The organism is Parabacteroides sp. KHUB-01 (genome assembly GCF_056640935.1).
On record NZ_CM153256.1, the window covers coordinates 1,400,612 to 1,426,422 of the forward strand.

The following is a 25,811-nucleotide window of genomic DNA, read 5'->3' on the forward strand; positions in this document are numbered from 1 at the left end:
TTTCAAAATTTATCACTACATTTGCCTGCTGAACAAAAAACTAACCGGCTAACGGAAATGAACAGATTACTGTCTTTACTCAAACAATTCTTCGGATATACATCTTTTCGCCCTTTGCAGGCAGACATAATAAAACATATTTTAGAGAAAAAAGACGCGCTGGTGCTGATGCCGACCGGCGGTGGAAAGTCTATTTGCTTCCAGCTTCCGGCAATATATCTTCCGGGTGTGACTATTGTTGTGTCTCCTCTTATAGCATTGATGAAAGATCAGGTGGAAGGTTTGGTAAATAACGGTATTCCGGCAGCTTCGCTCAATAGTATGATGCCAGAGGCAGAACAGCAGCGTGTGAAGCAATTGGCACGCCAAGGCAGACTGAAGCTTCTTTATATCTCGCCTGAGAGAGTGAAAGCTGAGGCAGATTGGTTCCTTCCGAGCCTGAATGTTTCGCTTATCGCCATTGATGAGGCGCATTGTGTTTCGCATTGGGGACACGATTTCCGTCCGGAATATACTCAGCTTGCCATATTGAAAGAGCGTTTCCCGAATGTTCCGGTTGTTGCTCTGACTGCAACAGCAGATAAGGTGACACGCACAGATATAATAAAGCAGCTGAATCTACATGAGCCGGGAATTTTCATTTCCTCATTCGACCGTCCTAATCTTTCTCTTACCGTTGAAAAAGGATTGAACAAGAAAGAGAAAATCCAGGCAATAGTCCGTTTTATCCGCCGTCACCCGAAGCAAAGCGGAATTGTATATTGCCAGAAACGCAGTGACACGGAGATGCTTTCAGATGAGCTTTCGATGTATAATATTGATGCAATTCCTTATCATGCCGGACTTCCTCATGATGTGCGAGAGCAGGCACAGAATGATTTTATTTCTGACAGGGTGAATGTTATCTGCGCGACTGTGGCTTTTGGTATGGGAATAGACAAGAGTAATGTCCGCTGGGTGATACATTATAACATGCCCGGAAGCATCGAGAATTATTATCAGGAAATTGGCCGTGCCGGTCGTGACGGAGCTCCGGCAGATACTTTGCTGTTCTATTCCGTCGGTGATTTGATTCTGCTACGCCAGTTCGTTGAGGAAAGCGGACAAAAAGAAATAAATTCCGATAAGTTGGAATGGATGCGCCGCTATTGTGAAGCAGATGTTTGCCGCCGCCGTGTGTTGTTGAGTTATTTCGGTGAGGAATCTAAGGAAGATTGCGGAAATTGTGATGTATGTAAGAATCCTCCGGTCCGTTTCGATGGCAGTATTCTTGTGCAGAAAGCTTTGAGCGGAATGATTCGTACCGGCGAGCAGGTTGGTATGAATATGCTTATAGATATTCTTAGAGGCTCGTCCCGCGCCGAGATTATATCCAAAGGCTATAATATGTTGAAAACATACGGTGCCGGACGAGATTTGCCTTTCAAGGTGTGGAAAGAATATATCTATCAGATGATACAGCTGGGTTATATCGAGATTAATCCTATGTCCAATTATACGCTGAAATCTACAGAAAGTGGCAGAAACGTGCTTTTCGGCAAAGAAACAGCTCAGTTGGCACGTTATCGTGAACGTGTAGTTGAGTCAAGTCAGTCATCTTCGGGATATAAAGCTACGCCAATTCGTCCAAAACAATCTGTTCCAGTCGATGAGTCACTATTGGATGCACTTATGCAACTGCGTAAGCAATTGGCAGAACGAGAGCATAAGCTGGCATACCATATTTTCTCGGACGATTCTTTGTATGAAATGGTTGCCCATAAACCTGTGACTCTTGCCGAGTTTGGAATGATTCGCGGTGTAGGCGATATAAAGTTGGAGCGTTACGGACGTATTTTTGTTTCTCTTATTCGCTTCGTATTGAAGATGCCGAAATTGCCTCAGTAGAAAGAACAACTTCACCGAAAGGAATCATTGCGTTGAAAAGGCAGATTTTACTGTAAGAATGTATTGAGGAGAATTCTATTTCATTTTCTTTAATAATTCCGCTTTCCAGCAAATAAGAGCGCATAGTTCCTTTCAATAAAGGAGTAGTTGGAGTTTCCCATTTTCCGTAATAATTCAACAAGGCAATGTTGGCAATGGAAGTATCCGTAATAAGACCGTTCCTTATAATTAATACATCATCACATTCACCGCGCAAGTCATAAAGTCTGTTCAGATTATTTCTGTCTTCATACTTGTAGCCGTAGTCAATGCTATTGCATTCAACAGCTTGCAGATATTCAACCTTTCTGATTTGGTATGGAAAATATTCCACTTTCTCAATGTTCTTGCCATAAAGAATCCTGCATCTTGTGCGATCTATATATTTCTCCGGAAATTCAATTATAGAAGATAAATCCGGAACAGTGCATTCCGGATAAAAACATTTCATAGTACCGTGCATTCTCTTTTCATGGAATTTGAGATTTTTTACGGCACCATTCTCTATTCTTATAGTTTCAATAAATCGGCACATATATTTTCTGTATCATTTCATTGTATTCACTTTTTAATTCGCTTCGTGATGTAATTCCACCACCGCTTTTGAAAAAGAATTTGTCTCCGTCTTTCTCTATGAAACGAATCATAACGGAGCTGTCGAGATTCTCTCCATCGAAATATCCCATAATCCCTGTATAAAAACCTCTGTTGTATGTTTCAGCTTCAGAAATTATCTCTTGTGTTTTCTTTTTAGGCGCACCGGAAATTGATCCAGCGGGAAGTAGAGAAAACAGGATTGAACCAATATTGTTCTGCCAATTATCCTGCAATTTACCCCGCACTTCAGAACTTACCTGAAGAAGAACACCTTTATTTGTCTGTATTCTGTCAATATATCTGTATTTTGGAACAGAAACATCAGAAGCGATTATGCTTAAATCATTTCTGATTAAATCAACTATAGTGGCATGCTCGGCAGCTTCCTTCGGGTCGTTCATTATTATGGATTCTGCATTGTGGAGAGAAGCATCAATAGTTCCTTTCATCGGATAAGAATATACATATCCGTCTTTTATCTTGATAAATATTTCAGGAGAGAAAACAATGAACTTGTCTCTAAGCATAAGCTTGTATAAAGCTTTCGCTCTGAAGAACAACTCCTCTAATTGTAAGTTTATATTGATAGGTGTGGAGCAGGTAAGATTCACAAGGTAAGAATTACCTTTATTGATATTATCTTTAACGATGTTGAAAGATTTCTCATAATCCTTAATGCTCTGAGGAAAAATCTCAATTTGAGGATTATTTGAAGACGTATATTTTGTTTTGAAGTTGGAGAATCCGTTGAAGTCATATAATATAGAAGAATTATCTATAGAACTAGCTTCTTCAATAATTATGTTTTCTTGCAGATAGTCGATGATAAAAATAAAAGGATGTTTTCTCACCCCAAAACTGTTCATTAAAGAAATTGCTTTTTCTTTATTGATAAAGCGCATTTTTTAGTAGGTCTTTGAAATTATATTATTTAAGTTTCGCAAATTGCTCAACTTAATAGTTAACAAGGCTTCAGATACAAGTTGACAAGGTCAAAACAACTGAAACTTTACATTTATCATCTAAAAACCTTGTTGACTTGTTTTCTTGTCAACTTGTTACCTGCAAGTTGACAAGAAACTTGAATTATATTATTTTTTATCAAGTAAAAACTCGTTGATTTGTTTGATAAACTCATCTTTAGGAAGGGCTCCTTGCGAAACCATAGGCTTTCCTTCTTTAGGAACAAATAAAATGGTCGGGATACTTCTTACACCGAAAACAGCAGCAAGTTCCTGTTCGTTATCAACATTTATTTTATATATAACGATATCGTCCTTATATTGTGCAGCCAATTCTTTAAGAATGGGAGCCACAGCCTTGCAAGGTCCACACCAGTCTGCATAGAAATCAATAATGCAAGGTTTATCTCCTTCGTAAACCCACTGGTTTGGACTCTTTTCATAATTGAAAACCTTGTTAAGAAAGTCGGCTTTGTTTAAAACTATGACTTCACCTGCCTTTTCGCTGTTTACTGTTGTATTTTCCTTTCCTGAGTCATCTGTTTTAGCAGACATGCTACAGCTTAAAGTCAAAAAAGAAATAGCAAATAGTAATAGGTTTCTAACTTTTCTCATTGTCTGAATAATTAATTGATTGTCTTTTGTTTTTTAGTTATTCAAATATACTAATATTTTTCTGATTAGAAAAAAATTGCCCTTAAATGAAAATTTTTTCTTCAAAACTATTGCATATTCAAAAATAATACCTACCTTTGCACCGCAATCGAGAGAGAACGATTGGTTAACAAGGTAAGAAATTTTGGAGAGATGGCAGAGTGGTCGATTGCGGCGGTCTTGAAAACCGTTGAACTGCGAGGTTCCGGGGGTTCGAATCCCTCTCTCTCCGCTGAAACCTAAGACATTAGGTAGTCAAATTAAGACAAGTCCCGTAAAATCAACGTTTTACGGGACTTTTTCTATTTATCCGGTGGACAACCGAAAGACATTCAAATGCCCACTTCTGACAAAGTTCCGTTACAATGGAAAATATAAAGTCACTTGACCCACTATTATACTCTAAATTGACCCATCAAAAAAATATTAGAATTAAGTAGAGAAAAATGCATTTTAACCCGGGTCAGTTTCAATTATAATTCTTTATAGCAGATACTACTTCTTTTTAGCATTAATCTTTCTTACAGAATCTCCCGTTAGTTCAATTTTGTGTGCCGTATGTACAATTCTGTCCAGGATTGCATCAGCTAAAGTAGGATCTCCAATTGCATCATACCAGCTTTCAACTGGAAGTTGTGATGTTATTATGATTGATTTTATTCCGTGTCTGTCTTCTATTATTTCCATAAGTATTGACCTTTCCCTGGCATCCAGTCCTATAAGAAAGAGATCGTCTAAAATAAGCAGTGAACACTTTTCAATTTTTTTCATCTCAGATTCTATAGTTCCCTTGTTTTTGGCCATTTTAAGCTGTCCCATAAGCTTTGACGCATTGGAGTATAAAGTTCTGACTCCATTTTTGCATGCTTCATATCCTATTGCTGAAGCTATATAGCTTTTACCTGTTCCGGAGCTTCCTGTGATAAAAATATTCTGTCCGTCTCTTATAAAATCAAGAGAAGCAAGTCTCTCGAGCTGGTTCCGGTCAAGGTTCCGTTTTATTGTATAGTCTATTTTTTCCATATATGCCTTATATCTGAAGTTTGCAGATCTTATCAGTCGCTCAATGCTTACATTGCGTATGTAATCATACTCGCTTTCAAGAAGCCATTTCAGGAACTCATCGTTTGTCATACCATCAGAGGATGTTGTCCTGCAGTCATTCCTGTATGTTTCAAGCATACCGTAAAAACGTAATTTGGAGAGTAACTCCATTATTCTGTCCATATTTTTTCCGACAGTTCTGTTTGTTTTATTATTACTTGTCATTTTTATCCATATTTTTAGAGTTAAAATAATCCTTACCTCTGAGATTTCTGTGTTTAGGGGTAAGTTCAGGAGCAAGCCCCTCCATTTGTATATGATACTTTTCATCTTCCCTGTTTACCAGAAGGCTTTCAAGTTCGTTGAACCCGAACATGCAGGATTCCATTGCTATCTGGCATGCAAGAACCACTCTGTCGTGTCCGAAACATTCCACAAGACATAATATACCATCAGCTGAACGTATAGCCTGAACAGGATATTTTTTGGCAACAGCCACCAACTTTATATACTCTTCCACTACCGGGTCTATTTCACGTGCCTTGCGGTATATATCATCCATTCTGATTCTGTATTCATGTAGTACTCCGGGAAGTTTATGGGAAGGTTTTTCTGAATAAGTGAAAGGTGTATCATCCCTGCGATGTGTCGTTATGTGTCTGAATTTATGATATATCTTCACTGTGTCCCCATCATACAGTAATTCTACAGCATCGCCTATATACTCTTTAGGAACACTGTAATAGTGATTGTTAAGCGATACATAACTGTTTTTCATGACAGTTGCCGTTTTCCGGTTTTTTGATATAAATCTTGTTGCCGGCAATATATGTAGCCTGTCTTTCTCGACCTCGAGGAAACGCTCCCTACGGCTGTAGCTGCGGTTGTACATCTTTCGGCTGTTCAATGCGTCAGTATGTTTCATTATTTCTATGTTCAAGGCTTCAATATCATTGAATTTCAATCCTGTCATCTTTGAATATACCTCCCTGTAAAGCAGTCTTACAGCATTTTCAACCAAAGCCTTGTCTTTGGGTTTGCGCACTCTTGCCGGAAAGACAACACAACCATAATGGTCTGCAAATGCCGCAAAGTCATCATTTATTACAGGCTCTATTCCACCGGGCCTTGTTACGGCAGATTTGAGGTTGTCGGGAACTATGGCATTTGGTACACCTCCAAAATAATGGAAAGCATTTTCACATGCCTGGATAAGATATTCTTTCTTTTGCGATGGTACAGCCTCGTAATAAGTAATCTGACTGCATGGAAGTATCGCAGCAAAGACTTCTACGGGAACCTTATCACCCGTATTCCTGTCTGAAATATAAAGTTTGTCACCGGCAAAATCCACATACATCTGATCACCAGCTATATGATCTATGCGTCCAACCGGTATTTTTACCTCCCTTTCACGTCTGAGATACAGGCAGAATGAACAATAACTGTAACCTTGGGGACGGTTTCTCAGATACTCCTCATACAAGGACCTTCTTGTTGTTCCACGGGATTTAAGTCGTTTAATGTACTCAGGTATATGTTCTTGAAGATACTTATACTCTGCAGATCCTGTTGATTCGTTGTCAGTCTCCGTACCGAAAAGTTCATGCAGATGATGCTCGTCCATTTTCAACAGGCGTTCCAGCTCTATACCCATATCCTCGTATATTCGGATATACCGTTTACTGTATTACGTGAAATCAGAAGAGAAGAACTGATACTACGGATACTCATTCCTGACTGGTAGCACCGCAGTATGTGCTTGATTCTTATTTTCATTCTTTAAAATTTTTATTCGGTTAATGATACCGGGTTAAAATGCTTTTTAAAGTACAAAAACAAGACTGAAATGTGGTAATTCTATAGGGTCAATTTTTATTATAATCTAAGTGGGTCAGTTTCGGTTATAAAGGTGGGTCAGGTGATTTTTATAATAGTGGGTCAAGTGACTTTATATTTTCCAGTCATGGCGTGGAGCGACGATGCGGAGGAACTGAAGCATATCAAGAACGACGTGGGCAGCCAGTTGGCAAGCATGGAATGCGTGCCGCGCCACAACACCATCGACTGCCCGACACTCTACTGGGCGGCGATACCCGGCAATGCGGCGGACTTCCCGGCGGAAGAGAGTTTCCACACCTTCATCGAACAGGCGGTGTGCCTGTTCACAGAGGAAACCAACTACCGCAGCTCGCTCTCGCCCTTCGGCATCAAGATGGTGGACAGGCTCACGGGAAAACCGCTGCACCTTGACATCTCCGACCTGCCCATGAAGCGAGGTATCACGACCAACCGCAACAAGTTCGTGCTGGGTCCTTCGGGCAGCGGCAAGTCTTTCTTCATGAACCACCTCGTGCGCCAATATTATGAGCAAGGCGCACATGTGGTATTGGTGGACACGGGAAACTCCTATCAGGGCTTGTGCGGCATGATCCGACGCAAGACAGGCGGAGCGGACGGTGTGTATTTCACCTACACGGAAGATAAGCCCATCAGCTTCAACCCGTTCTACACCGACGATTACATCTTCGACGTGGAGAAGAAGGACAGCATCAAGACCCTGTTGCTGACGCTCTGGAAGTCGGAGGACGACAAGGTGACAAAGACGGAGAGCGGCGAGCTGGGCAGTGCCGTGAGTGCCTATATTGAGCGCATCCAATCCGACCGTAGCATCGTGCCGTCGTTCAACACCTTCTACGAGTATATGCGTGACGACTACCGCAAGGAACTGGCACAGCGTGACATCAAGGTGGAGAAGTCCGACTTCAACATCGACAACATGCTCACCACCATGCGGCAGTATTACCGGGGCGGGCGTTACGATTTCCTGCTCAACTCCACGGAGAACATCGACCTGCTCGGCAAGCGGTTCATCGTCTTCGAGATAGATTCGATTAAAGAAAACCGCGAACTGTTCCCCGTCGTGACCATCATCATCATGGAAGCCTTCATCAACAAGATGCGGCGGCTGAAAGGCGTGCGGAAACAGCTTATCGTGGAAGAGGCTTGGAAGGCCCTCTCATCGGCGAACATGGCTGAATATCTGCGCTATATGTATAAGACGGTCAGAAAATATTACGGCGAGGCAATCGTGGTGACGCAGGAGGTGGACGACATTATCAGTTCTCCGGTGGTCAAAGAGAGCATTATCAACAACTCGGATTGTAAAATCCTGCTTGACCAAAGGAAATATATGAACAAGTTCGACCAGATACAGGCGTTGCTCGGACTGACGGAAAAGGAGAAGTCGCAGATACTCTCCATCAACATGGCGAACAACCCTTCACGGCTCTACAAGGAGGTGTGGATAGGCTTGGGCGGCACGCAGTCGGCGGTCTATGCCACGGAGGTCAGCGCGGAAGAGTATCTGGCGTACACCACCGAGGAAACGGAAAAAGTGGAGGTTTACCGTCTGGCGGAGAAGCTGGGCGACGACATCGAAGCCGCCATCCGGCAGCTTGCCGAAAGGCGGAGAAACAAGGAATAACTAAAAAACAGAATGTATCAACCAAAAAAGAAAAACGCGTATGAATTTACCAAAAGTGAAAATGCTGCAAGTCAGCAAGTGCCTTATCGGATTGGCGGTCATGATGCTGCAATCCTGCGACGTGGCCGACAACCGCCGCGACATGCTGTGCGGGAACTGGGAGAGCGTGGAGGGAAAACCTGACGTGCTTATCTACAAGGAGGGCGAAGCCTACAAAGTGACGGTGTTCCGTCGTAGCGGTCTGCGCCGCAAGCTCAAGCCGGAAACCTATCTCTTGCAGGAGGAGAACGGCAACCTGTTCATGAACACCGGCTTCCGCATCGACGTGTCCTACAACGAGGCCACGGATGTGCTGACTTTCTCGCCAAACGGGGACTATGTGCGGGTGAAGCCGCAGCCGGGACATCCGACCGAAGAATAACAACCACTAAAATCCAAAGTAACATGAGAACAAGAATAACAATGATTATCTGCCTGTGCCTGCTTTTCGCGGGCAGGGCAAGCGCACAGTGGGTCGTAAGCGATCCGGGCAATCTAGCGCAGGGCATCATCAATGCCTCCAAAAACATCATCCATACCTCCAAGACCGCCACGAACATGGTGAGCAACTTTCAGGAGACGGTGAAAATCTATCAGCAGGGCAAGAAGTATTACGATGCCCTCAAATCGGTGAACAATCTGGTCAAGGACGCCCGCAAGGTGCAGCAGACCATCCTGATGGTGGGCGACATCACAGACATCTATGTGAACAGTTTCCAACGGATGCTCCGTGACGGGAATTTCAGATCCGAAGAGCTTTCCGCAATCGCTTTCGGCTACACGAAACTGCTGGAGGAAAGCAACGAAGTGTTGACGGAACTCAGGAACGTGGTGAACATCACCACGCTCTCCATGACCGACAAGGAGCGCATGGACGTGGTGGAACGCTGCCACTCGAAGATGAAGCGTTACCGCAACCTCGTGAGCTACTACACGAACAAGAACATCTCCGTGAGTTACCTGCGTGCGAAAAAGAAGAACGACCTCGACCGCATCATGGGGCTGTACGGGAACATGAACGAAAGATACTGGTAGCCTATGAAGTTCGACAACCTTCATCAGATTTTACGTTCACTTTATGAGCAGATGATGCCGCTGTGTGGGGACATGGCTGGTGTGGCGAAAGGCATCGCCGGGCTGGGTGCGCTGTTCTACGTCGCCTACCGGGTATGGCAGTCGCTGGCGAGAGCTGAACCGATAGACGTATTCCCGATGCTCCGTCCTTTTGCCATCGGTCTGTGCATCATGTTCTTCCCGACTGTGGTGCTGGGCACGATAAACAGCATCCTCTCACCCGTCGTACAGGGCACGGCAAAGATGCTGGAGGCGGAAACGCTGGACATGAACCGATTGGAAAATATAAAGTCACTTGACCCACTATTATAAAAATCACCTGACCCACCTTTATAACCGAAACTGACCCACTTAGATTATAATAAAAATTGACCCTATAGAATTACCACATTTCAGTCTTGTTTTTGTACTTTAAAAAGCATTTTAACCCGGTATCATTAACCGAATAAAAATTTTAAAGAATGAAAATAAGAATCAAGCACATACTGCGGTGCTACCAGTCAGGAATGAGTATCCGTAGTATCAGTTCTTCTCTTCTGATTTCACGTAATACAGTAAACGGTATATCCGAATATACGAGGATATGGGTATAGAGCTGGAACGCCTGTTGAAAATGGACGAGCATCATCTGCATGAACTTTTCGGTACGGAGACTGACAACGAATCAACAGGATCTGCAGAGTATAAGTATCTTCAAGAACATATACCTGAGTACATTAAACGACTTAAATCCCGTGGAACAACAAGAAGGTCCTTGTATGAGGAGTATCTGAGAAACCGTCCCCAAGGTTACAGTTATTGTTCATTCTGCCTGTATCTCAGACGTGAAAGGGAGGTAAAAATACCGGTTGGACGCATAGATCATATAGCTGGTGATCAGATGTATGTGGATTTTGCCGGTGACAAACTTTATATTTCAGACAGGAATACGGGTGATAAGGTTCCCGTAGAAGTCTTTGCTGCGATACTTCCATGCAGTCAGATTACTTATTACGAGGCTGTACCATCGCAAAAGAAAGAATATCTTATCCAGGCATGTGAAAATGCTTTCCATTATTTTGGAGGTGTACCAAATGCCATAGTTCCCGACAACCTCAAATCTGCCGTAACAAGGCCCGGTGGAATAGAGCCTGTAATAAATGATGACTTTGCGGCATTTGCAGACCATTATGGTTGTGTTGTCTTTCCGGCAAGAGTGCGCAAACCCAAAGACAAGGCTTTGGTTGAAAATGCTGTAAGACTGCTTTACAGGGAGGTATATTCAAAGATGACAGGATTGAAATTCAATGATATTGAAGCCTTGAACATAGAAATAATGAAACATACTGACGCATTGAACAGCCGAAAGATGTACAACCGCAGCTACAGCCGTAGGGAGCGTTTCCTCGAGGTCGAGAAAGACAGGCTACATATATTGCCGGCAACAAGATTTATATCAAAAAACCGGAAAACGGCAACTGTCATGAAAAACAGTTATGTATCGCTTAACAATCACTATTACAGTGTTCCTAAAGAGTATATAGGCGATGCTGTAGAATTACTGTATGATGGGGACACAGTGAAGATATATCATAAATTCAGACACATAACGACACATCGCAGGGATGATACACCTTTCACTTATTCAGAAAAACCTTCCCATAAACTTCCCGGAGTACTACATGAATACAGAATCAGAATGGATGATATATACCGCAAGGCACGTGAAATAGACCCGGTAGTGGAAGAGTATATAAAGTTGGTGGCTGTTGCCAAAAAATATCCTGTTCAGGCTATACGTTCAGCTGATGGTATATTATGTCTTGTGGAACGTTTCGGACACGACAGAGTGGTTCTTGCATGCCAGATAGCAATGGAATCCTGCATGTTCGGGTTCAACGAACTTGAAAGCCTTCTGGTAAACAGGGAAGATGAAAAGTATCATATACAAATGGAGGGGCTTGCTCCTGAACTTACCCCTAAACACAGAAATCTCAGAGGTAAGGATTATTTTAACTCTAAAAATATGGATAAAAATGACAAGTAATAATAAAACAAACAGAACTGTCGGAAAAAATATGGACAGAATAATGGAGTTACTCTCCAAATTACGTTTTTACGGTATGCTTGAAACATACAGGAATGACTGCAGGACAACATCCTCTGATGGTATGACAAACGATGAGTTCCTGAAATGGCTTCTTGAAAGCGAGTATGATTACAGACGCAATGTAAGCATTGAGCGACTGATAAGATCTGCAAACTTCAGATATAAGGCATATATGGAAAAAATAGACTATACAATAAAACGGAACCTTGACCGGAACCAGCTCGAGAGACTTGCTTCTCTTGATTTTATAAGAGACGGACAGAATATTTTTATCACAGGAAGCTCCGGAACAGGTAAAAGCTATATAGCTTCAGCAATAGGATATGAAGCATGCAAAAATGGAGTCAGAACTTTATACTCCAATGCGTCAAAGCTTATGGGACAGCTTAAAATGGCCAAAAACAAGGGAACTATAGAATCTGAGATGAAAAAAATTGAAAAGTGTTCACTGCTTATTTTAGACGATCTCTTTCTTATAGGACTGGATGCCAGGGAAAGGTCAATACTTATGGAAATAATAGAAGACAGACACGGAATAAAATCAATCATAATAACATCACAACTTCCAGTTGAAAGCTGGTATGATGCAATTGGAGATCCTACTTTAGCTGATGCAATCCTGGACAGAATTGTACATACGGCACACAAAATTGAACTAACGGGAGATTCTGTAAGAAAGATTAATGCTAAAAAGAAGTAGTATCTGCTATAAAGAATTATAATTGAAACTGACCCGGGTTAAAATGCATTTTTCTCTACTTAATTCTAATATTTTTTTGATGGGTCAATTTAGAGTATAATAGTGGGTCAAGTGACTTTATATTTTCCACCATGACGTTGAAGTGTGCCCGTACCGAGGTCAGTCCGTAGGAATGGGCTTCGTTCAGGTATTGGTCTATCCACTCGCGGTTGATGCTGTTGCTCCTTGAATAGCGAGATAGCGACTGCATGTTACGGGCGGACTTCTCGAACTTCTGCAAGGTTTCCTCACTGTTGTCTATCAGCACATACTGGTTGTAGATATGGTTGCAGGAGAGCAGAAGCCCCACCGGGGAGGCGAATGACAGTCGGCAGTCACTCCGGTCGGTGGAGAGCTTCTCGTAACGGGTGTCGGTAGCCACCTTGCCCGGCAGGTCTTCCGCGTCGGAGAGGGTGTGCAGACACAGGCGGTTGTCGCCGATGCGCATCTCCCTTGCCGAAAGCTCGATGTCCTGCAAGGTGGTGTCACCTTCCGGCATGAGCGAGAAGTAGCGTTCAATAAGTCCCGTCTTTCCCTCAGTACCCACAATCTCATCGGTGGAGAGGCGGCGCAGCCTGACAAGCCCGCTGTCGTTCATGATGCGCTCGAACTGTTCGCAGGCTTCCAAGAACTTGGTCGTGGTTTCCCTGTCCAGCTCCTTCGGGATGATATGTCCCCGGCACAGCGTGCTGAAATTGCTCTGCATCCGGTTACGCTCCTTTGTTGTCTTGGTCAGGTAGAGGTAGCAGGTGTGTTTCAGGTACGGACGCTCGTTGAAGTGACGCTCGAAAGAGCGGCTTAAAAAGCTCATGTCGTCCTTCTGAAGCTCCGGTTTGTAGCGTTCCTTGATGAACCAGTCCTGTTTGTGGACGACGGAGTAGTCCGGCAGCACCTTGATAGCCTTGCACCAGCAACTGTGTATCGCCTCGTACTCCGCACCCGTCACGGTGTAAAGTTCCGGTAGTTCCACCTCGAAAGCCACCGTGATGTCGGCGTCCTTTGAGATGATGCAGCCATGCTCCACCGCTAAAAGTGGGAACCTGTTTTCCAGTGTTGTCATTTTCGATGTATTCCTCATTGTCTTTCTTCCTTTCGTTGTCGTTTGAACAGACGGGTTATCCGCCGCCGGTTGATAAGGTATCGGGGATGGCTCCGTGCCGCTCCTAATTTCATCAGCCCGTGTTCACCGTACCGGGCGTTCAGCGCGAAGGTCTGCCATACAAGGAGGGAGGACGATGCCGCGCCGAAGCCGATACATATCCACTGGTCGATACCGACCATGTAGAGGATGACGAACAGGACGAAGAGAGCCAGCAGACCTCCGCAGAAGATGAAGAGGTACTGTGCCTTCAAGCCCTTGAACTCTACCGGACGGCCGATACCCTTGTTGATTGGGTATTCAGCCATACATTATTTATTAAAGGAAGAATGAGCGCAGGATGGTGGCGGCAACAATCAGGAAGATGCACGCGCCGAACCACGAGGCGGCTGTCTTGCTGGTGTCGGGGTCGCCCGATGAAAACTTGCCGTACACTTTTACGCCCCCGATAAGCCCGACGACTGCACCGATGGCGTATATCAGTTTAGTTCCGGGGTCGAAATAAGAACTCACCATAGAGGTGGCTTCGTTGATGCCCGCGATGCCGTTTCCCTGCGCGAAAGCGGAGGCGGTTGCGGCGATGACAAGTGCCGCGGAGAGGATTGCTTTTCTGTTTTTCAAGATGTTCTTGTTCATAAACTGTTCTTGTTTTTTGCCGTCAAAAGGGTGGATGGTCCTTTGTCGGGCGGTTGATACTTTGTTTCTTTACTTTGGTTTTAGTGGATGCCCGTTTGTTTCCACGGACGTGGGCGTGTCCGTTGCGGATGGGGATGCGCCTTGCGTTTCCTCGCCGCGTGGGTTGATGTCATTCTTTCATGTTCATTTCTTTTATTGTTGTCATACATAGTTGCGAATGTCGAACTCCTCGATGTTGTCCGGCACGACGAACTCCTTTTCAGATTTCTTCAGCCGAATCTCGATAAGCCCCTTGATGCGGATGCCTATCTCCGAAGAGCCTTCCATCATTTTCTCGTACAACTCCGTGCCCTCCATGTCGGTGAACACCTTAGCCGCCTTTTCACGTTCCGCCTGTGTCGCGTCCGGGTTTTTGGCGGTCTTGCAGGCGTCGTCAATCTCGTCAAAGCTGCTGCCCGAAGCCCGTGGCGTGTCCGAGGCGTCCTCTTCCGGTTCGTCGTCCCCGTATCCCAGTTCCTCCGGCGGTATGCTCGTGAAGGTCTCATCGAGTTTTTCCTCCGGGACTTGTGCCGGGCGGGATGCGTTTCCCGTTTTTCCGTCGTCAAAAGTAGCCTCTTCCTCCGACAGCTCAATGCCTTTTTCAATAGTGGCGGCTTCTTGCGTCGGTATGGCAGCGGTTGTCCGGGTGGATGCCATCCTGAAACGGCTCTTGCCGATGATGTCCGCCTTTTCCGCAGGGACTTCCTCGTGTGCCGCTATGCGTTTAGCCTCATTCCCGTCCAGTGACCGCCATAATCCGACAATGCCCTTGAAGAAGCGGACAATCCGCGTGTCCATGATGCGCTCGTAAAGGAGCAGGAACAGGAACCAGAGGTTGCAGCCGACCGATACCGCCAGCAGAATGTCTGTCATGCTGATTGTGTAATTCATATCCTTCCGTTTTTGGTTAGAATACTGAATTGTAATTTCGGGCATAAAGGCTCTTTATCGCATCTTCGCACTGGTTGAAGTGGTGCGTCAGCACATGGTCGATGTAAGCGGACAGCGTAAGCCGGTCATGCCCGATTACACGGGTGATACGCATGATACGCTCGTAGTACTCCGGGCGCACATACGCCATCTTCCCCTCACGTGCCTTTACTTCCGGGTCGCGGATGAACAGGCGTTCATAGTCCTTCTCACTGCATTTGCCGCTTACCGGGACAGGCGACAGTATTTCCACACTCGCCTGCACTTGGGTAAACATACCTCCGCAGTCTTGCTGTGGTCTTTTTTCATTCGGTGTCATTTCTTTTTCCATTTTCAAATCAGATCTTCACGTTGTTTCTTGTACAGTTCGTTGATTCTCTCCTTGTGCTGTTCCAGATGCTGGCGCAGCACGGTATCCACATATCCGCCTACTGAGATTTCCCCTCCGGCGATGTCGTTCACGATTCTGAGGATCTTGCCGTGGACGTCACGGCTGATATAGACACATTGGCGGGTCTTTATCTCGTTGCGGCGCAGGAATAGCTCGTTGTAGTCCTCGTCCTGCCTTTTCCGGCGTCCACTTTCCCTCTGCGCTTTTTCCCGTGTTACGGGTTGCACAGGAGATGGTTCCGGTGCGGCGGTGTCCTCTTCGGTCGGTGCAGCTGCGGGTACTTCCTGTGCGGGGCGCAGTGTCCCGTCCTGTGTGCGCCGCCCGATGGAGGCTAACAGCAGTTCCTCGTCGATGCCTTCCGTGTTCACTTTCCTGCTGCCCATGCTCACTGCGGTCTGATGATGTCGCTTATCTCTTCGGAAAACTCCCGGATGCCACTCCCTTTCAGCAGTGCCGTGTCCATCGGGAAGATGGTGGAGCGGAAAACGCTCTTGCGCTCTTCCGAAAGGTCACGGCGGAACTTCTTGCTGTCGGGCAAGCGGGTGGAAAGTACCGGAAAGCCCATTTCGGCTATCACTTCCTCGTAGATGCCGTACAAGTCGTTCCTCTCCCTGCCGTCCACCATCGTCCAGAACAGATGCAGCCCCTTTGTTTTCGCCTGTCCGGTAGTCATCAGCCTGTCGCGGAACATCGTGACGAATTTCAGGGTACTCTCCACGACAAAGCGGTCGGCACTCAGCGGAGTGAAAATGTAGTCCATCTGCGAGAGCGTCTTTATCACGCCGTTGCTTCGGAGTGTGCCGGGCATGTCGAAGAACACCACGTCGGGTTTCACGTCCTCAGTGGCAATCATCCTCTCGGCATCGTCGAGGGCGTTCACCGCATTGCTTTTGACGATGGTGTAGGCGTTCTTTTTGATCCGGCGGAAATGGTCGCAAGCGAGAGCCTTGAAGTAGGTGCTGCTGTCGATAAGCCCCATTTCGTGTTCGCGCAGCCCGTGGATGCTGTGCTGCGGGTCGTCGCAGTCCACGACGGCGACATTGTAGCCTTTCACGTTGTGCAGGTAGCTGGCGGCAAGTGCCGTGACAGTGGATTTGCCGATGCCACCTTTCTGTGTTGCGAATGCAACGAAGATTTCCTTACTCATAGTTCCATTTATTTTAATTGTTGATGATTTGTTTTTCTGTTTCCATACGGATTTGGCTGTCGCACCATCCGCTTCCGTGACTACACACGCAGGCGGGTCGTCGCGTATCCGGTTCTGTGGTGAAGCGGTGCGTCGGACAAATGGTGATTGACGACATTGCGTCATGAAGTCATTGAATCCATACGTCACCGAATTGTCGGAGAACCGGGTTTCCGACGGTTCGGGTATCCGTTTCGGCAAGTATCCGAAGAAGCGGATTTCCGGGTATTTGAATGTTCCGTTTATCATATCTTCAAATCGTTCGTTTCTTGAATCATGCTGCAAATAAACAAGTATATTTTGGAACCTGTATCACTTCTCCGGCAAGTGGCGGCACGTTGCGCCGGTTGGCAGTCATTGACCGGGTCAAGCATCTGTCCGATACCGCTTTAAGGGCGTAACTTTGCACCCGGACAGCAGGGTTCGCCGATGACGCGCGGCCCGGAGTCCTGAAAGGTATTTTCCCAATCCGTCCCCTGACGGATTTTTATGTTCACCTGAACATAGCAAGATGTCTTTTCAGCCGCTCAAAATATTTTGAGCAGCCACGAAAAGCACTTACCCTTGCAGGGGGCGGGCTTTCCCTCCGAAGTCGGGAAGCCTTTCAGAACTGCGGTGCTGTAATCCGAAGCGGCGGCTTATGCCGTCAATCCGCTAAATCCAAAGTAATATGAAAGAGAAAAGGAAAAGCAAATCAGGGAGAAATCCCAAACTTGATCCGGCGGTGTACCGGTACACCGTCCGTTTCAACGAGGAGGAACACAACCGTTTCCTCGCCATGTTCGGAAAATCGGGTGTCTATGCACGGTCTGTTTTCCTCAAAGCGCACTTCTTCGGGCAACCGTTCAAGGTGCTGAAGGTGGACAAGACGTTGGTGGACTATTACACCAAACTGTCGGATTTTCATGCACAATTCCGTGCCGTGGGTACGAATTACAACCAAGTCGTGAAGGAACTGAGGCTGCATTTTTCAGAGAAAAAGGCGATGGCGTTGCTCTACAAATTAGAGCAACACACCGTCGAACTCGTGAAACTGAGCCGCCGGATTGTGGAACTTTCAAGGGAAATGGAGGCAAAATGGTCGCAAAAATCAGTGTAGGAAGTTCGTTGTACGGCGCGATTGCCTACAACGGGGAGAAGATTAACGAGGCGCAGGGGCGGCTTCTCACCACCAACCGCATCTACAATGACGGTTCGGGAACGGTGGACATAGGCAAGGCGATGGAGGGTTTTCTCACCTTCCTGCCACCGCAGATGAAGATCGAGAAGCCGGTGGTGCATATCTCTCTCAACCCGCACCCGGAGGATGTGCTGACCGATATTGAGTTGCAGAATATCGCCCGCGAGTATCTGGAAAAACTCGGTTTCGGAAACCAGCCTTATCTTGTATTCAAGCACGAGGACATCGACCGCCACCACCTGCACATCGTGACGGTCAACGTGGACGAGAACGGGAAAAGGCTCAACCGGGATTTTCTCTACCGCCGCAGCGACCGTATCCGCAGGGAACTGGAACAGAAGTACGGATTGCATCCGGCAGAACGTAAAAATCAGAGATTGGATAATCCGTTGCGCAAGGTGGCCGCATCGGCAGGTGATGTGAAGAAGCAGGTAGGCAACACCGTGAAGGCTCTGAATGGGCAGTACCGTTTCCAGACGATGGGCGAATACCGTGCGCTCCTTTCCTTATATAATATGACGGTGGAGGAAGCGAGGGGCAACGTGCGCGGACGGGAGTATCACGGGCTGGTCTATTCCGTCACGGACGACAAGGGTAACAAGGTGGGCAACCCGTTCAAATCCTCGCTTTTCGGGAAGTCCGCAGGCTATGAAGCCGTACAGAAGAAGTTTGTCCGTTCCAAATCGGAAATCAAGGATAGGAAACTGGCAGACATGACGAAACGCACCGTCCTTTCCGTGCTGCAAGGCACTTATGACAAGGACAAATTTGTATCCCAACTCAAAGAGAAGGGCATCGACACCGTACTGCGCTACACAGAGGAAGGGCGCATCTATGGGGCTACCTTCATCGACCACCGCACGGGATGCGTGCTGAACGGTTCGCGCATGGGTAAGGAGCTTTCGGCGAATGCCTTGCAGGAACACTTCACCCTGCCATACGCCGGACAACCGCCGATACCGCTATCCATCCCTGTGGATGCTGCGGACAAGGCACACGGGCAGACCGCCTACGACAGTGAAGATATATCGGGCGGTATGGGCTTGCTCACTCCCGAAGGTCCGGCGGTAGATGCCGAGGAAGAGGCTTTCATCCGGGCGATGAAGCGCAAAAAGAAGAAAAAACGCAAGGGCTTGGGTATGTAATCAGAGTATCAACAATTAAAAAATCAATGTATGTCACAACAAGAAGACGATTTGAGGGCATTGGCGAAAATCATGGATTTTCTGCGTGCCGTGAGTATCATTTTAGTGGTCATGAACGTGTACTGGTTCTGCTACGAAGCCATCCGGCTGTGGGGCGTGAACATCGGCGTGGTGGACAAAATCCTTCTGAACTTCGACCGCACGGCGGGGCTGTTCCATTCCATTCTCTACACGAAGCTGTTTTCCGTCCTTTTGCTTGCCTTGTCCTGTCTGGGTACGAAGGGTGTCAAGGGTGAGAAAATCACTTGGGGGAGAATCTGGACAGCATTTGCCGTCGGGTTCGTGCTGTTTTTCCTGAACTGGTGGTTGCTGCCCCTGCCGCTGCCGCTTGAAGCGGTGACGGGACTGTATGTCCTTACCATTGGAACGGGCTATGTCTGCCTGTTGATGGGTGGTCTGTGGATGAGCCGCCTGTTGAAACACAATTTGATGGAGGATGTTTTCAACAACGAGAACGAGAGTTTCATGCAGGAAACGAGGCTTATCGAAAGCGAGTATTCGGTCAATCTGCCGACACGTTTCTATTACAGGAAACGCTGGAACAACGGTTGGATCAATGTAGTTAATCCCTTCCGTGCGTCCATCGTGTTGGGTACGCCGGGCAGCGGCAAGTCCTATGCCGTGGTAAACAATTTTATCAAGCAACAGATTGAAAAGGGCTTTAGTCAATACATCTACGATTTCAAGTATCCCGACCTATCTACTATTGCCTACAACCATTTGCTGAACCACCCGGACGGCTACAAGGTAAAGCCGAAGTTCTATGTGATCAACTTCGACGACCCGCGACGCTCTCATCGGTGCAATCCCATTCACCCGGATTTTATGGAAGATATTACGGATGCCTATGAGAGTGCCTACACAATAATGCTCAACCTCAATAAAACGTGGGTGCAAAAGCAGGGCGACTTCTTCGTGGAGTCACCTATCATTCTGTTTGCCAGTATTATCTGGTATCTCAAAATCTATCAGAACGGGAAGTTTTGCACGTTTCCCCATGCTATCGAGTTTCTGAACCGCCGTTACGAGGATATATTTCCGATACTGACCTCTTATCCGGAGCTGGAGAACTACCTTTCGCCGTTCATGGATGCGTGGCTTGGAGGGGCTGCGGAGCAGCTCATGGGTCAGATAGCGTCGGCAAAAATCCCGCTTTCGAGGATGATTTCACCGCAGCTCTACTGGGTGATGTCAGACAGCGAGTTTACGCTGGACATCAACAATCCCGAAGAGCCGAAAATCCTCTGCGTGGGTAACAATCCCGACCGTCAGAATATCTACGGTGCGGCACTCGGTCTGTATAATTCCCGTATCGTGAAGCTCATCAACAAGAAGGGGATGCTGAAGTCATCGGTCATCATCGACGAGTTGCCCACAATATACTTCAAAGGGTTGGACAATCTTATAGCTACCGCCCGAAGCAACAAGGTTGCCGTGTGTCTGGGCTTTCAGGATTTCAGCCAGTTAGTGCGTGACTACGGGGACAAAGAGGCGAAAGTGGTGATGAACACTGTCGGCAATATTTTCTCCGGTCAGGTGGTGGGGGAAACAGCCAAGACGCTCTCCGAGCGGTTCGGTAAGGTGTTGCAGAAACGGCAGTCCATCTCCATCAACCGGCAGGATGTTTCCACCTCCATCAACACGCAGATGGACGCGCTCATTCCACCGAGTAAGATTTCCGGGCTTACGCAGGGAATGTTTGTCGGTTCTGTATCCGACAACTTCAACGAGCGTATCGAGCAGAAGATTTTTCATTGCGAGATTGTGGTGGATGCCGAAAAGGTGAAACGGGAAGAAAGTGCCTACAAGAAAATTCCCGTCATTACAAACTTCACGGACGAGGACGGCAACGACCGCATGAAGGAAACGGTGCAGGCGAACTACCGGCGCATCAAGGAAGAGGTGAAGCAGATTGTGCAGGAGGAACTGGAGCGTATCAAAAACGATCCGGTGCTGTGTAAACTGCTACCAGATAATGAGACTGTCTAACAAGTCCCCAAAATTGAAAATTATCCCTATCGAAGTTTGAAGTGACCCCCAAAAGTTGGATACAATTTTTTTGGGGGGCACTTCAGTTCTGACGGGTAAAATCGTAAAATTCGGACTTGTTAGACAAATACTTACGCGGTTTCAACCTCAGGTACTGAATCTATCGAATTGACAAATTTAACCAATTGCGGATCTGAATCTTTTTGTATGAGGTTTCGGAGACTCTTTTTCAATTCATAAGCATCATCCCCTGCTGTATTTATTAAATCCATATAAAAATCTTTGTTTTGCAGAATCAATGAACGGCATGCCCCATCGGAAATTACAGGTTTCACTATTTTATCAATAACGTCTCCAGCTTGACTTTTCAAATTACCATGCGATCTAAGCCATGTTTCGAAAAATTGAAACTTTATTGCATTGATAGTCTTTTTACCGATGCAGAAATCATTTCTTATATCGGTAACTGTCGATTTAATTTTTCGTTTATCCAATCTTTCAACTATATTCTTGAAACAATTAGGGAAAGGATTCAAACTTTGAGTTCCAGAAGCAATATCCATCAGAATCTTTTTGCCAAATTCAGTCAAGTTATCTGGCAAGGATTTGATTTTAGCCAGTAAATGTTTTATTGCGACAAACCAATAATATGATGTATGTGCTGTTCTTTGGGCGTATAATGTATCAACACTTATTTCAGACAACGCTTCGAACGCTATTTTATTGATATGATCGGTCAGGACATTGCTTATTTTAGTGGTCAAATCGTAAAAAGATGCGTCAGGAATTACATCTTTAATATTGTTCTTAGTGATATACTTATCCAAATCGGTATTCCACTCTGCTAAATGCTCGATAAATACCTCATCCGTTACACCTATTCTGTTCTTAATATCTTCAAATTGGGGCAATATGTCTGAGAGCAATAATTTATAGCCAAGTTTATGATTTACCATGTATTGTAGTGTTTCATTTAATAGCGGTATATTCCATCCCACACTATTTACTAATAAGTCTCCATGATCCACATAATAGTCCATGAGTTCTGCAACATATTTTATATCTCCACCCTCTATTAAGGAAACGGAATGACCATGTGCCAATTGCATGGCGACTAAATCGTAATATCCAGACTCTTTAATGTTTCGGCCATCAGTTTCTAATTCAGAATGCAACTGATTTATGTAGGTTGAATCTAACGTTACAGGTAAAGGTCTTTCTTCGTCAGATGCCAATAAACGATAGGTTGTAAATATAGCCCCTATATTATCTTTATTTACATTCTGTTCATCAATGCAATTCGTGATCGCTTGCAAAAGCGTTGGAAACGTATAGGTAGAATTATCTTTTAACGTTTTTACAATATCTGCATGGTCGAAATTATCGGGTAGTAAGTTTGCCAAATAATTATCGAGCGCCTCCGAATTTGTTGCTACTTGATAATATTTATATGCTTTAGTTGTCGCGTTATCCCGATAGGCAGCATCTGTTGCATTTGCAGCTTGAATATAATCGATAAATGTATTTGGCTTGACTGTTTTTGCTTCAATCAATGACGTAAAATCGCACGCCAACTTATTTTGCGCAATAAACCTGTCTATTGCATCTAACGTTTTGAAATAGTCGCCGCCATTGAAGTCATTGAACCGAACTATCTTCTTATATAATTGAGCAATCACATGGTTTTGGCTTTCCGTGTCTAAATGCAACAGCAGTTCTTGGTATTCGACAGGGAACACCTGCTTCTCTATGGATTCTTTTAATTTCAATTGTGCTATTCTTTGCCATACACGCAGAATAACATCGCTCTTTCGAGTTAATTTATGCAAACAATGTATAATCTTATCGATAAGCGCATTGTCCATACATTGTATAACTTCTTCTAATACAGTGTCAAATTGTTTATTAGTCTCTGCATATTGATTTATGTCGTGGTCTTCTTCTCCGTTGATGCAGCCTTCAATATATTTTTTCAATGGAATTTGTCGAGCATCTTCAACATCGACACCATATACCAAAGCTGCAATTTCGCGTTGTGTTTGCAGATCATTGTTAATTATTGTTTGAATGCCATTCAGATAGTCGCCGGACAATATTTGTTCTACTGGATTTGCCAGAATATCCGTCTTCTTCAAACAGAACAATGCTATGTTTATCATCAAAATTTCGTTACACCACTCTTGTTTAAGAGCGACCATCTCATTGATATATGATATAATTTCCCTAACATTGGCATTAGGATTTACCAATCTGAATATCCGATTTATAGTTTCTTTCGCTTCATTTTCTGTTTCTCCAAATGCTTCAACAAACAGTTTGTTGAATATACTTCGATAGTCGGTAATAACAGGAGGAGCAACACGATAAACAATAGGGAAAGTTTTATTGATAAAATACTTGGTCAGTTGTTTCGTTTGTTCGTCGGTCTCATCTCCGAATGCACAAGCTAAATGTGTTTCATCGAAAGGAATAACAGCCCAAACATTTTCAAAACCGCTATCGGCGAAGAACGTATGGATAGAAGACCATAATTCTTTTACTTTTTCAGCGGGGAGACGATCCATGTTGTCAAAAACAAGGACTAATTTACGTTGTCCTTTTTCCTTGATAAAATCAGAAATGTCTTGCATCCATGTTTTGAACTCGTAAACCGTTGGTTCGTCTTCGCTCAAAGTCTCATAGCAAACGTCCTTTTCGACTTTATCTTGATAAATAGCTAACATATAACTCCATCCATATTTATGATCTTTGCTATATGCCCATTTCCAAACGCACAATGCAATAAGAACTGGCAGTGCAGCTATGATAATAGACAATAAAGAAAACCACCATGTTGTGGGTGTAGGTTTTACTGCATACGCAATAAATGTAAATATCGGAGTTAAAACTGCAACCAAAAATGCCGCAACCATACCATTACTGATAAGGGGATATTTTTCGGTTACGGTCTCCGTTTTACGGGCTAATAAATATTTCAGCTTTTCAGACCATGATACGGTTTTCGTACCTCCACCTTTGACTTTTATTGTTGCATTTCCAGATAGGATACCATCATCAATAAGTTTGCTTGTAAGCAATTCCAATATAGAGCGGCGTTGCAAGTCCTCTTGATGTCCCCATGCGTCATACTCAAAAAAGTAATAGTCGTCTGATAATTCACGTTCCAACATTTTAACCACGTTGGATTTTCCAGATCCCCAAATACCTTCGATGCCGATAATTCGAGGTAAAGTACATTCCTCATCCAATGAATCATTCTGACAAAAATGGCGAGCAATAGTTTTTGCCAACCTTTCTTGCGAACCTCCATCGAATTTGTCAATACCACACGGTTTATTTTGGATAAACCGCGGATATTGCTGTTTGGATTGTAGTTTTGTTTCCATATACGTAATTTATTGATTATACGAACTCCAAATAATTCTCCCGATTTACCACATGAAACTCGGCATAGGGATAGGCTTCTTGGAAGGCTTTCGGTGCGGCCGGCATTTTATTTCCCCACTTGAACTCCAAGGCGGTAAGACTGTCGGCACTCTCCTCAATCAGGTCGATTTCCTGTTTGTCGTAGGTGCGCCAGAAATAGAACTCCCTGTGCAGTCCCTCATTGAAGTTCGCTTTGCGCCGCTCTCCGATGATGTAGTTCTCCCACAGCGCACCGACATCCTGCCGAATGGCCAGCGGTGAGAAAGCCCCGATAATGGCATTGCGAATGCCGTTGTCGTAGAAGTACCACTTGCCAGCTTTTGTAACCTCCTTGCGTAGGTTACGCGAATAAGCCCCCAGACGATAGATAACGAAGACCTTTTCCAATAGGTCGAGGTATTTTTCAACGGTCGTCTTGCTCATGCCGAGTTGTTTACCTAACTCTTCGTAAGAAACTTCGCTGCCCAACTGAAAAGCTATCAATCGCAGTAGATCGCGCATCTTGCTCGAATTTTTTAAGCCGTCAATTGCTAAGATATCTTTAAGCAGGTATGCACCGACAATATCACGTAGGTAGTCTGTTTTACGTTCATAGTTCTCCATCATTACTACTTCGGGATAGGAACCGTAAATCAAGCGCGCTTCGAGGTTCTGGCGGGTTTCAAGTGCCGTTTCCGTCTGTGCGATTTCCCGTTGCGAGAATGGTGTAAGGAGAAATTGCGTACTGCGGCCGACCAACGGTTCACCAGTCTTATTCAGCAAATCGAATGACGAAGAACCACTTGCCAAGACACTTATTCCCGGTATTTCATCAACTATCAACTTCAGAATACTACCGATTTGTGGTATGTTCTGTGCCTCATCAATAGCCAGCAAATCAATACCATCCAATAAATGCCGATAATTGGCTATTGAGCGATTCTCCAATAGTGCTAATGTGTCGTAGTCTTCGCCGTTGAGCATCATCGTCCTACCTGAATAGTTGTCCACAATTTTACGCATCATTACCGTTTTACCAACACGGCGAGCACCAAAAATCAGTACTGCTTTATTGGGCGCGATTCGTGCTGTAATCTTCTCTTGAAGTATTCTATTTACTGTTTCCATACCTTATAAAAT

At 45.1% G+C, this 25,811-nt stretch carries 23 protein-coding genes, 1 tRNA gene and 3 pseudogenes; 12 read left to right on the plus strand and 15 right to left on the minus strand.

What is annotated here, in order from left to right; genetic code table 11:
- Nucleotides 1–57 precede the first annotated feature (57 nt).
- Nucleotides 58–1,887: a DNA helicase RecQ gene (gene recQ, locus ACYIAR_RS06320; protein ID WP_480332808.1), complete on the plus strand. Its 1,830-nt coding sequence runs from the start codon at nucleotides 58–60 to the stop codon at nucleotides 1,885–1,887.
- Here the strand turns inward: recQ and ACYIAR_RS06325 are convergent.
- From ACYIAR_RS06325 to trxA, 3 genes are all read right to left on the minus strand, one after another.
- Nucleotides 1,847–2,461 carry an aminotransferase class IV family protein gene (locus tag ACYIAR_RS06325; RefSeq protein WP_480332810.1) on the minus strand — a complete coding sequence of 205 codons (615 nt, stop codon included), beginning with the start codon at nucleotides 2,459–2,461 and terminating at the stop codon, nucleotides 1,847–1,849. The two genes, recQ and ACYIAR_RS06325, sit on opposite strands and share 41 nt — an antisense overlap.
- Nucleotides 2,445–3,425, minus strand: a complete 981-nt coding sequence (locus ACYIAR_RS06330; RefSeq protein ID WP_480332812.1) for an aminodeoxychorismate synthase component I — start codon at nucleotides 3,423–3,425, stop codon at nucleotides 2,445–2,447. Before ACYIAR_RS06330 ends, ACYIAR_RS06325 begins: the two co-directional genes overlap by 17 nt.
- Nucleotides 3,426–3,614: 189 nt before the next feature.
- Nucleotides 3,615–4,040: a thioredoxin gene (trxA, locus tag ACYIAR_RS06335; RefSeq protein WP_480332814.1), complete on the minus strand. Its 426-nt coding sequence runs from the start codon at nucleotides 4,038–4,040 to the stop codon at nucleotides 3,615–3,617.
- A gap of 246 nt (nucleotides 4,041–4,286) precedes the next feature.
- Here trxA and ACYIAR_RS06340 point away from each other — a divergent pair.
- Nucleotides 4,287–4,371: transfer RNA gene (locus ACYIAR_RS06340), tRNA-Ser, on the plus strand.
- A gap of 263 nt (nucleotides 4,372–4,634) precedes the next feature.
- Here the strand turns inward: ACYIAR_RS06340 and istB (ACYIAR_RS06345) are convergent.
- Genes istB (ACYIAR_RS06345) through ACYIAR_RS06355 form a run of 3 tightly spaced genes read right to left on the minus strand, consistent with a single transcriptional unit; the run spans nucleotide 4,635 to nucleotide 6,962 of the window.
- Entirely contained in the window at nucleotides 4,635–5,408 is a 774-nt protein-coding gene (istB, locus tag ACYIAR_RS06345) for an IS21-like element helper ATPase IstB (RefSeq protein ID WP_480332816.1), read from the minus strand.
- Nucleotides 5,398–6,840 (minus strand): IS21 family transposase, encoded by a 1,443-nt coding sequence (istA, locus tag ACYIAR_RS06350; protein WP_480331766.1) that lies wholly within the window; start codon nucleotides 6,838–6,840, stop codon nucleotides 5,398–5,400. The genes istB (ACYIAR_RS06345) and istA (ACYIAR_RS06350) overlap by 11 nt, the downstream gene beginning before the upstream one ends.
- Nucleotides 6,831–6,962: a hypothetical protein gene (locus tag ACYIAR_RS06355; protein WP_480331704.1), complete on the minus strand. Its 132-nt coding sequence runs from the start codon at nucleotides 6,960–6,962 to the stop codon at nucleotides 6,831–6,833. The genes istA (ACYIAR_RS06350) and ACYIAR_RS06355 overlap by 10 nt, the downstream gene beginning before the upstream one ends.
- Before the next feature lie 166 nt (nucleotides 6,963–7,128).
- On the opposite strand from ACYIAR_RS06355, the pseudogene ACYIAR_RS06360 reads away from it, so the two are divergent.
- The 7 genes and pseudogenes from ACYIAR_RS06360 to istB (ACYIAR_RS06390) all read left to right on the plus strand — a co-directional run.
- Nucleotides 7,129–8,670, plus strand: a pseudogene (locus ACYIAR_RS06360) (TraG family conjugative transposon ATPase); the annotation flags it as partial.
- Between the two features lie 40 nt (nucleotides 8,671–8,710).
- Entirely contained in the window at nucleotides 8,711–9,091 is a 381-nt protein-coding gene (locus ACYIAR_RS06365; protein WP_004291516.1) for a DUF3876 domain-containing protein, read from the plus strand.
- A 23-nt stretch (nucleotides 9,092–9,114) separates the two neighbouring features.
- Complete coding sequence (locus ACYIAR_RS06370; RefSeq protein ID WP_480332818.1) at nucleotides 9,115–9,744, plus strand: DUF4141 domain-containing protein; 630 nt, start codon at nucleotides 9,115–9,117, stop codon at nucleotides 9,742–9,744.
- A gap of 3 nt (nucleotides 9,745–9,747) precedes the next feature.
- Nucleotides 9,748–10,074, plus strand: a pseudogene (locus ACYIAR_RS06375) (TraJ family protein); the annotation flags it as partial.
- A gap of 170 nt (nucleotides 10,075–10,244) precedes the next feature.
- Nucleotides 10,245–10,376 (plus strand): hypothetical protein, encoded by a 132-nt coding sequence (locus tag ACYIAR_RS06380; protein WP_480331704.1) that lies wholly within the window; start codon nucleotides 10,245–10,247, stop codon nucleotides 10,374–10,376.
- On the plus strand, nucleotides 10,367–11,809 hold the full coding sequence (gene istA, locus ACYIAR_RS06385) for an IS21 family transposase (RefSeq protein WP_480332820.1): 1,443 nt from the start codon (nucleotides 10,367–10,369) through the stop codon (nucleotides 11,807–11,809). The genes ACYIAR_RS06380 and istA (ACYIAR_RS06385) overlap by 10 nt, the downstream gene beginning before the upstream one ends.
- On the plus strand, nucleotides 11,799–12,572 hold the full coding sequence (istB, locus tag ACYIAR_RS06390) for an IS21-like element helper ATPase IstB (RefSeq protein ID WP_480331376.1): 774 nt from the start codon (nucleotides 11,799–11,801) through the stop codon (nucleotides 12,570–12,572). Before istA (ACYIAR_RS06385) ends, istB (ACYIAR_RS06390) begins: the two co-directional genes overlap by 11 nt.
- Before the next feature lie 130 nt (nucleotides 12,573–12,702).
- On the opposite strand, the pseudogene ACYIAR_RS06395 reads toward istB (ACYIAR_RS06390), so the two are convergent.
- From ACYIAR_RS06395 to ACYIAR_RS06425, 7 genes and pseudogenes are all read right to left on the minus strand, one after another.
- Nucleotides 12,703–13,689, minus strand: a pseudogene (locus tag ACYIAR_RS06395) (TraG family conjugative transposon ATPase); the annotation flags it as partial.
- Nucleotides 13,686–14,018 (minus strand): DUF4133 domain-containing protein, encoded by a 333-nt coding sequence (locus ACYIAR_RS06400; protein ID WP_004291514.1) that lies wholly within the window; start codon nucleotides 14,016–14,018, stop codon nucleotides 13,686–13,688. The gene ACYIAR_RS06400 and the pseudogene ACYIAR_RS06395, both read right to left, overlap by 4 nt.
- Nucleotides 14,019–14,028: 10 nt before the next feature.
- Nucleotides 14,029–14,346 (minus strand): DUF4134 domain-containing protein, encoded by a 318-nt coding sequence (locus ACYIAR_RS06405; protein WP_002560983.1) that lies wholly within the window; start codon nucleotides 14,344–14,346, stop codon nucleotides 14,029–14,031.
- 201 nt (nucleotides 14,347–14,547) lie between these two features.
- Nucleotides 14,548–15,276 carry a hypothetical protein gene (locus ACYIAR_RS06410; protein WP_004304280.1) on the minus strand — a complete coding sequence of 243 codons (729 nt, stop codon included), beginning with the start codon at nucleotides 15,274–15,276 and terminating at the stop codon, nucleotides 14,548–14,550.
- 16 nt (nucleotides 15,277–15,292) lie between these two features.
- The gene (locus ACYIAR_RS06415; RefSeq protein ID WP_480332822.1) at nucleotides 15,293–15,646 is read right to left on the minus strand and encodes a DUF3408 domain-containing protein; all 354 of its coding nucleotides are present in this window, start codon (nucleotides 15,644–15,646) and stop codon (nucleotides 15,293–15,295) included.
- Between the two features lie 2 nt (nucleotides 15,647–15,648).
- Nucleotides 15,649–16,089, minus strand: a complete 441-nt coding sequence (locus ACYIAR_RS06420) for a DUF3408 domain-containing protein (RefSeq protein WP_004291503.1) — start codon at nucleotides 16,087–16,089, stop codon at nucleotides 15,649–15,651.
- A 2-nt stretch (nucleotides 16,090–16,091) separates the two neighbouring features.
- Nucleotides 16,092–17,141 (minus strand): ParA family protein, encoded by a 1,050-nt coding sequence (locus tag ACYIAR_RS06425; protein WP_004291492.1) that lies wholly within the window; start codon nucleotides 17,139–17,141, stop codon nucleotides 16,092–16,094.
- Between the two features lie 421 nt (nucleotides 17,142–17,562).
- On the opposite strand from ACYIAR_RS06425, the gene mobA reads away from it, so the two are divergent.
- From mobA to mobC, 3 genes are read left to right on the plus strand one after another with little or no spacing between them, the layout of a single operon-like run.
- A complete protein-coding gene (mobA, locus tag ACYIAR_RS06430) occupies nucleotides 17,563–17,991 on the plus strand; it encodes a conjugal transfer protein MobA (RefSeq protein ID WP_004291488.1) in 429 nt (142 codons plus the stop codon).
- Entirely contained in the window at nucleotides 17,970–19,217 is a 1,248-nt protein-coding gene (mobB, locus tag ACYIAR_RS06435; protein WP_004291483.1) for a conjugal transfer protein MobB, read from the plus strand. The genes mobA and mobB overlap by 22 nt, the downstream gene beginning before the upstream one ends.
- Before the next feature lie 30 nt (nucleotides 19,218–19,247).
- Nucleotides 19,248–21,266 (plus strand): conjugal transfer protein MobC, encoded by a 2,019-nt coding sequence (gene mobC, locus ACYIAR_RS06440; RefSeq protein ID WP_004291482.1) that lies wholly within the window; start codon nucleotides 19,248–19,250, stop codon nucleotides 21,264–21,266.
- Between the two features lie 131 nt (nucleotides 21,267–21,397).
- Here mobC and ACYIAR_RS06445 read toward each other — a convergent pair whose 3' ends face one another.
- Nucleotides 21,398–24,652 (minus strand): P-loop NTPase fold protein, encoded by a 3,255-nt coding sequence (locus ACYIAR_RS06445; protein WP_004291481.1) that lies wholly within the window; start codon nucleotides 24,650–24,652, stop codon nucleotides 21,398–21,400.
- Between the two features lie 16 nt (nucleotides 24,653–24,668).
- A complete protein-coding gene (locus tag ACYIAR_RS06450; RefSeq protein WP_004291480.1) occupies nucleotides 24,669–25,799 on the minus strand; it encodes an ATP-binding protein in 1,131 nt (376 codons plus the stop codon).
- Nucleotides 25,800–25,811: the final 12 nt, after the last annotated feature.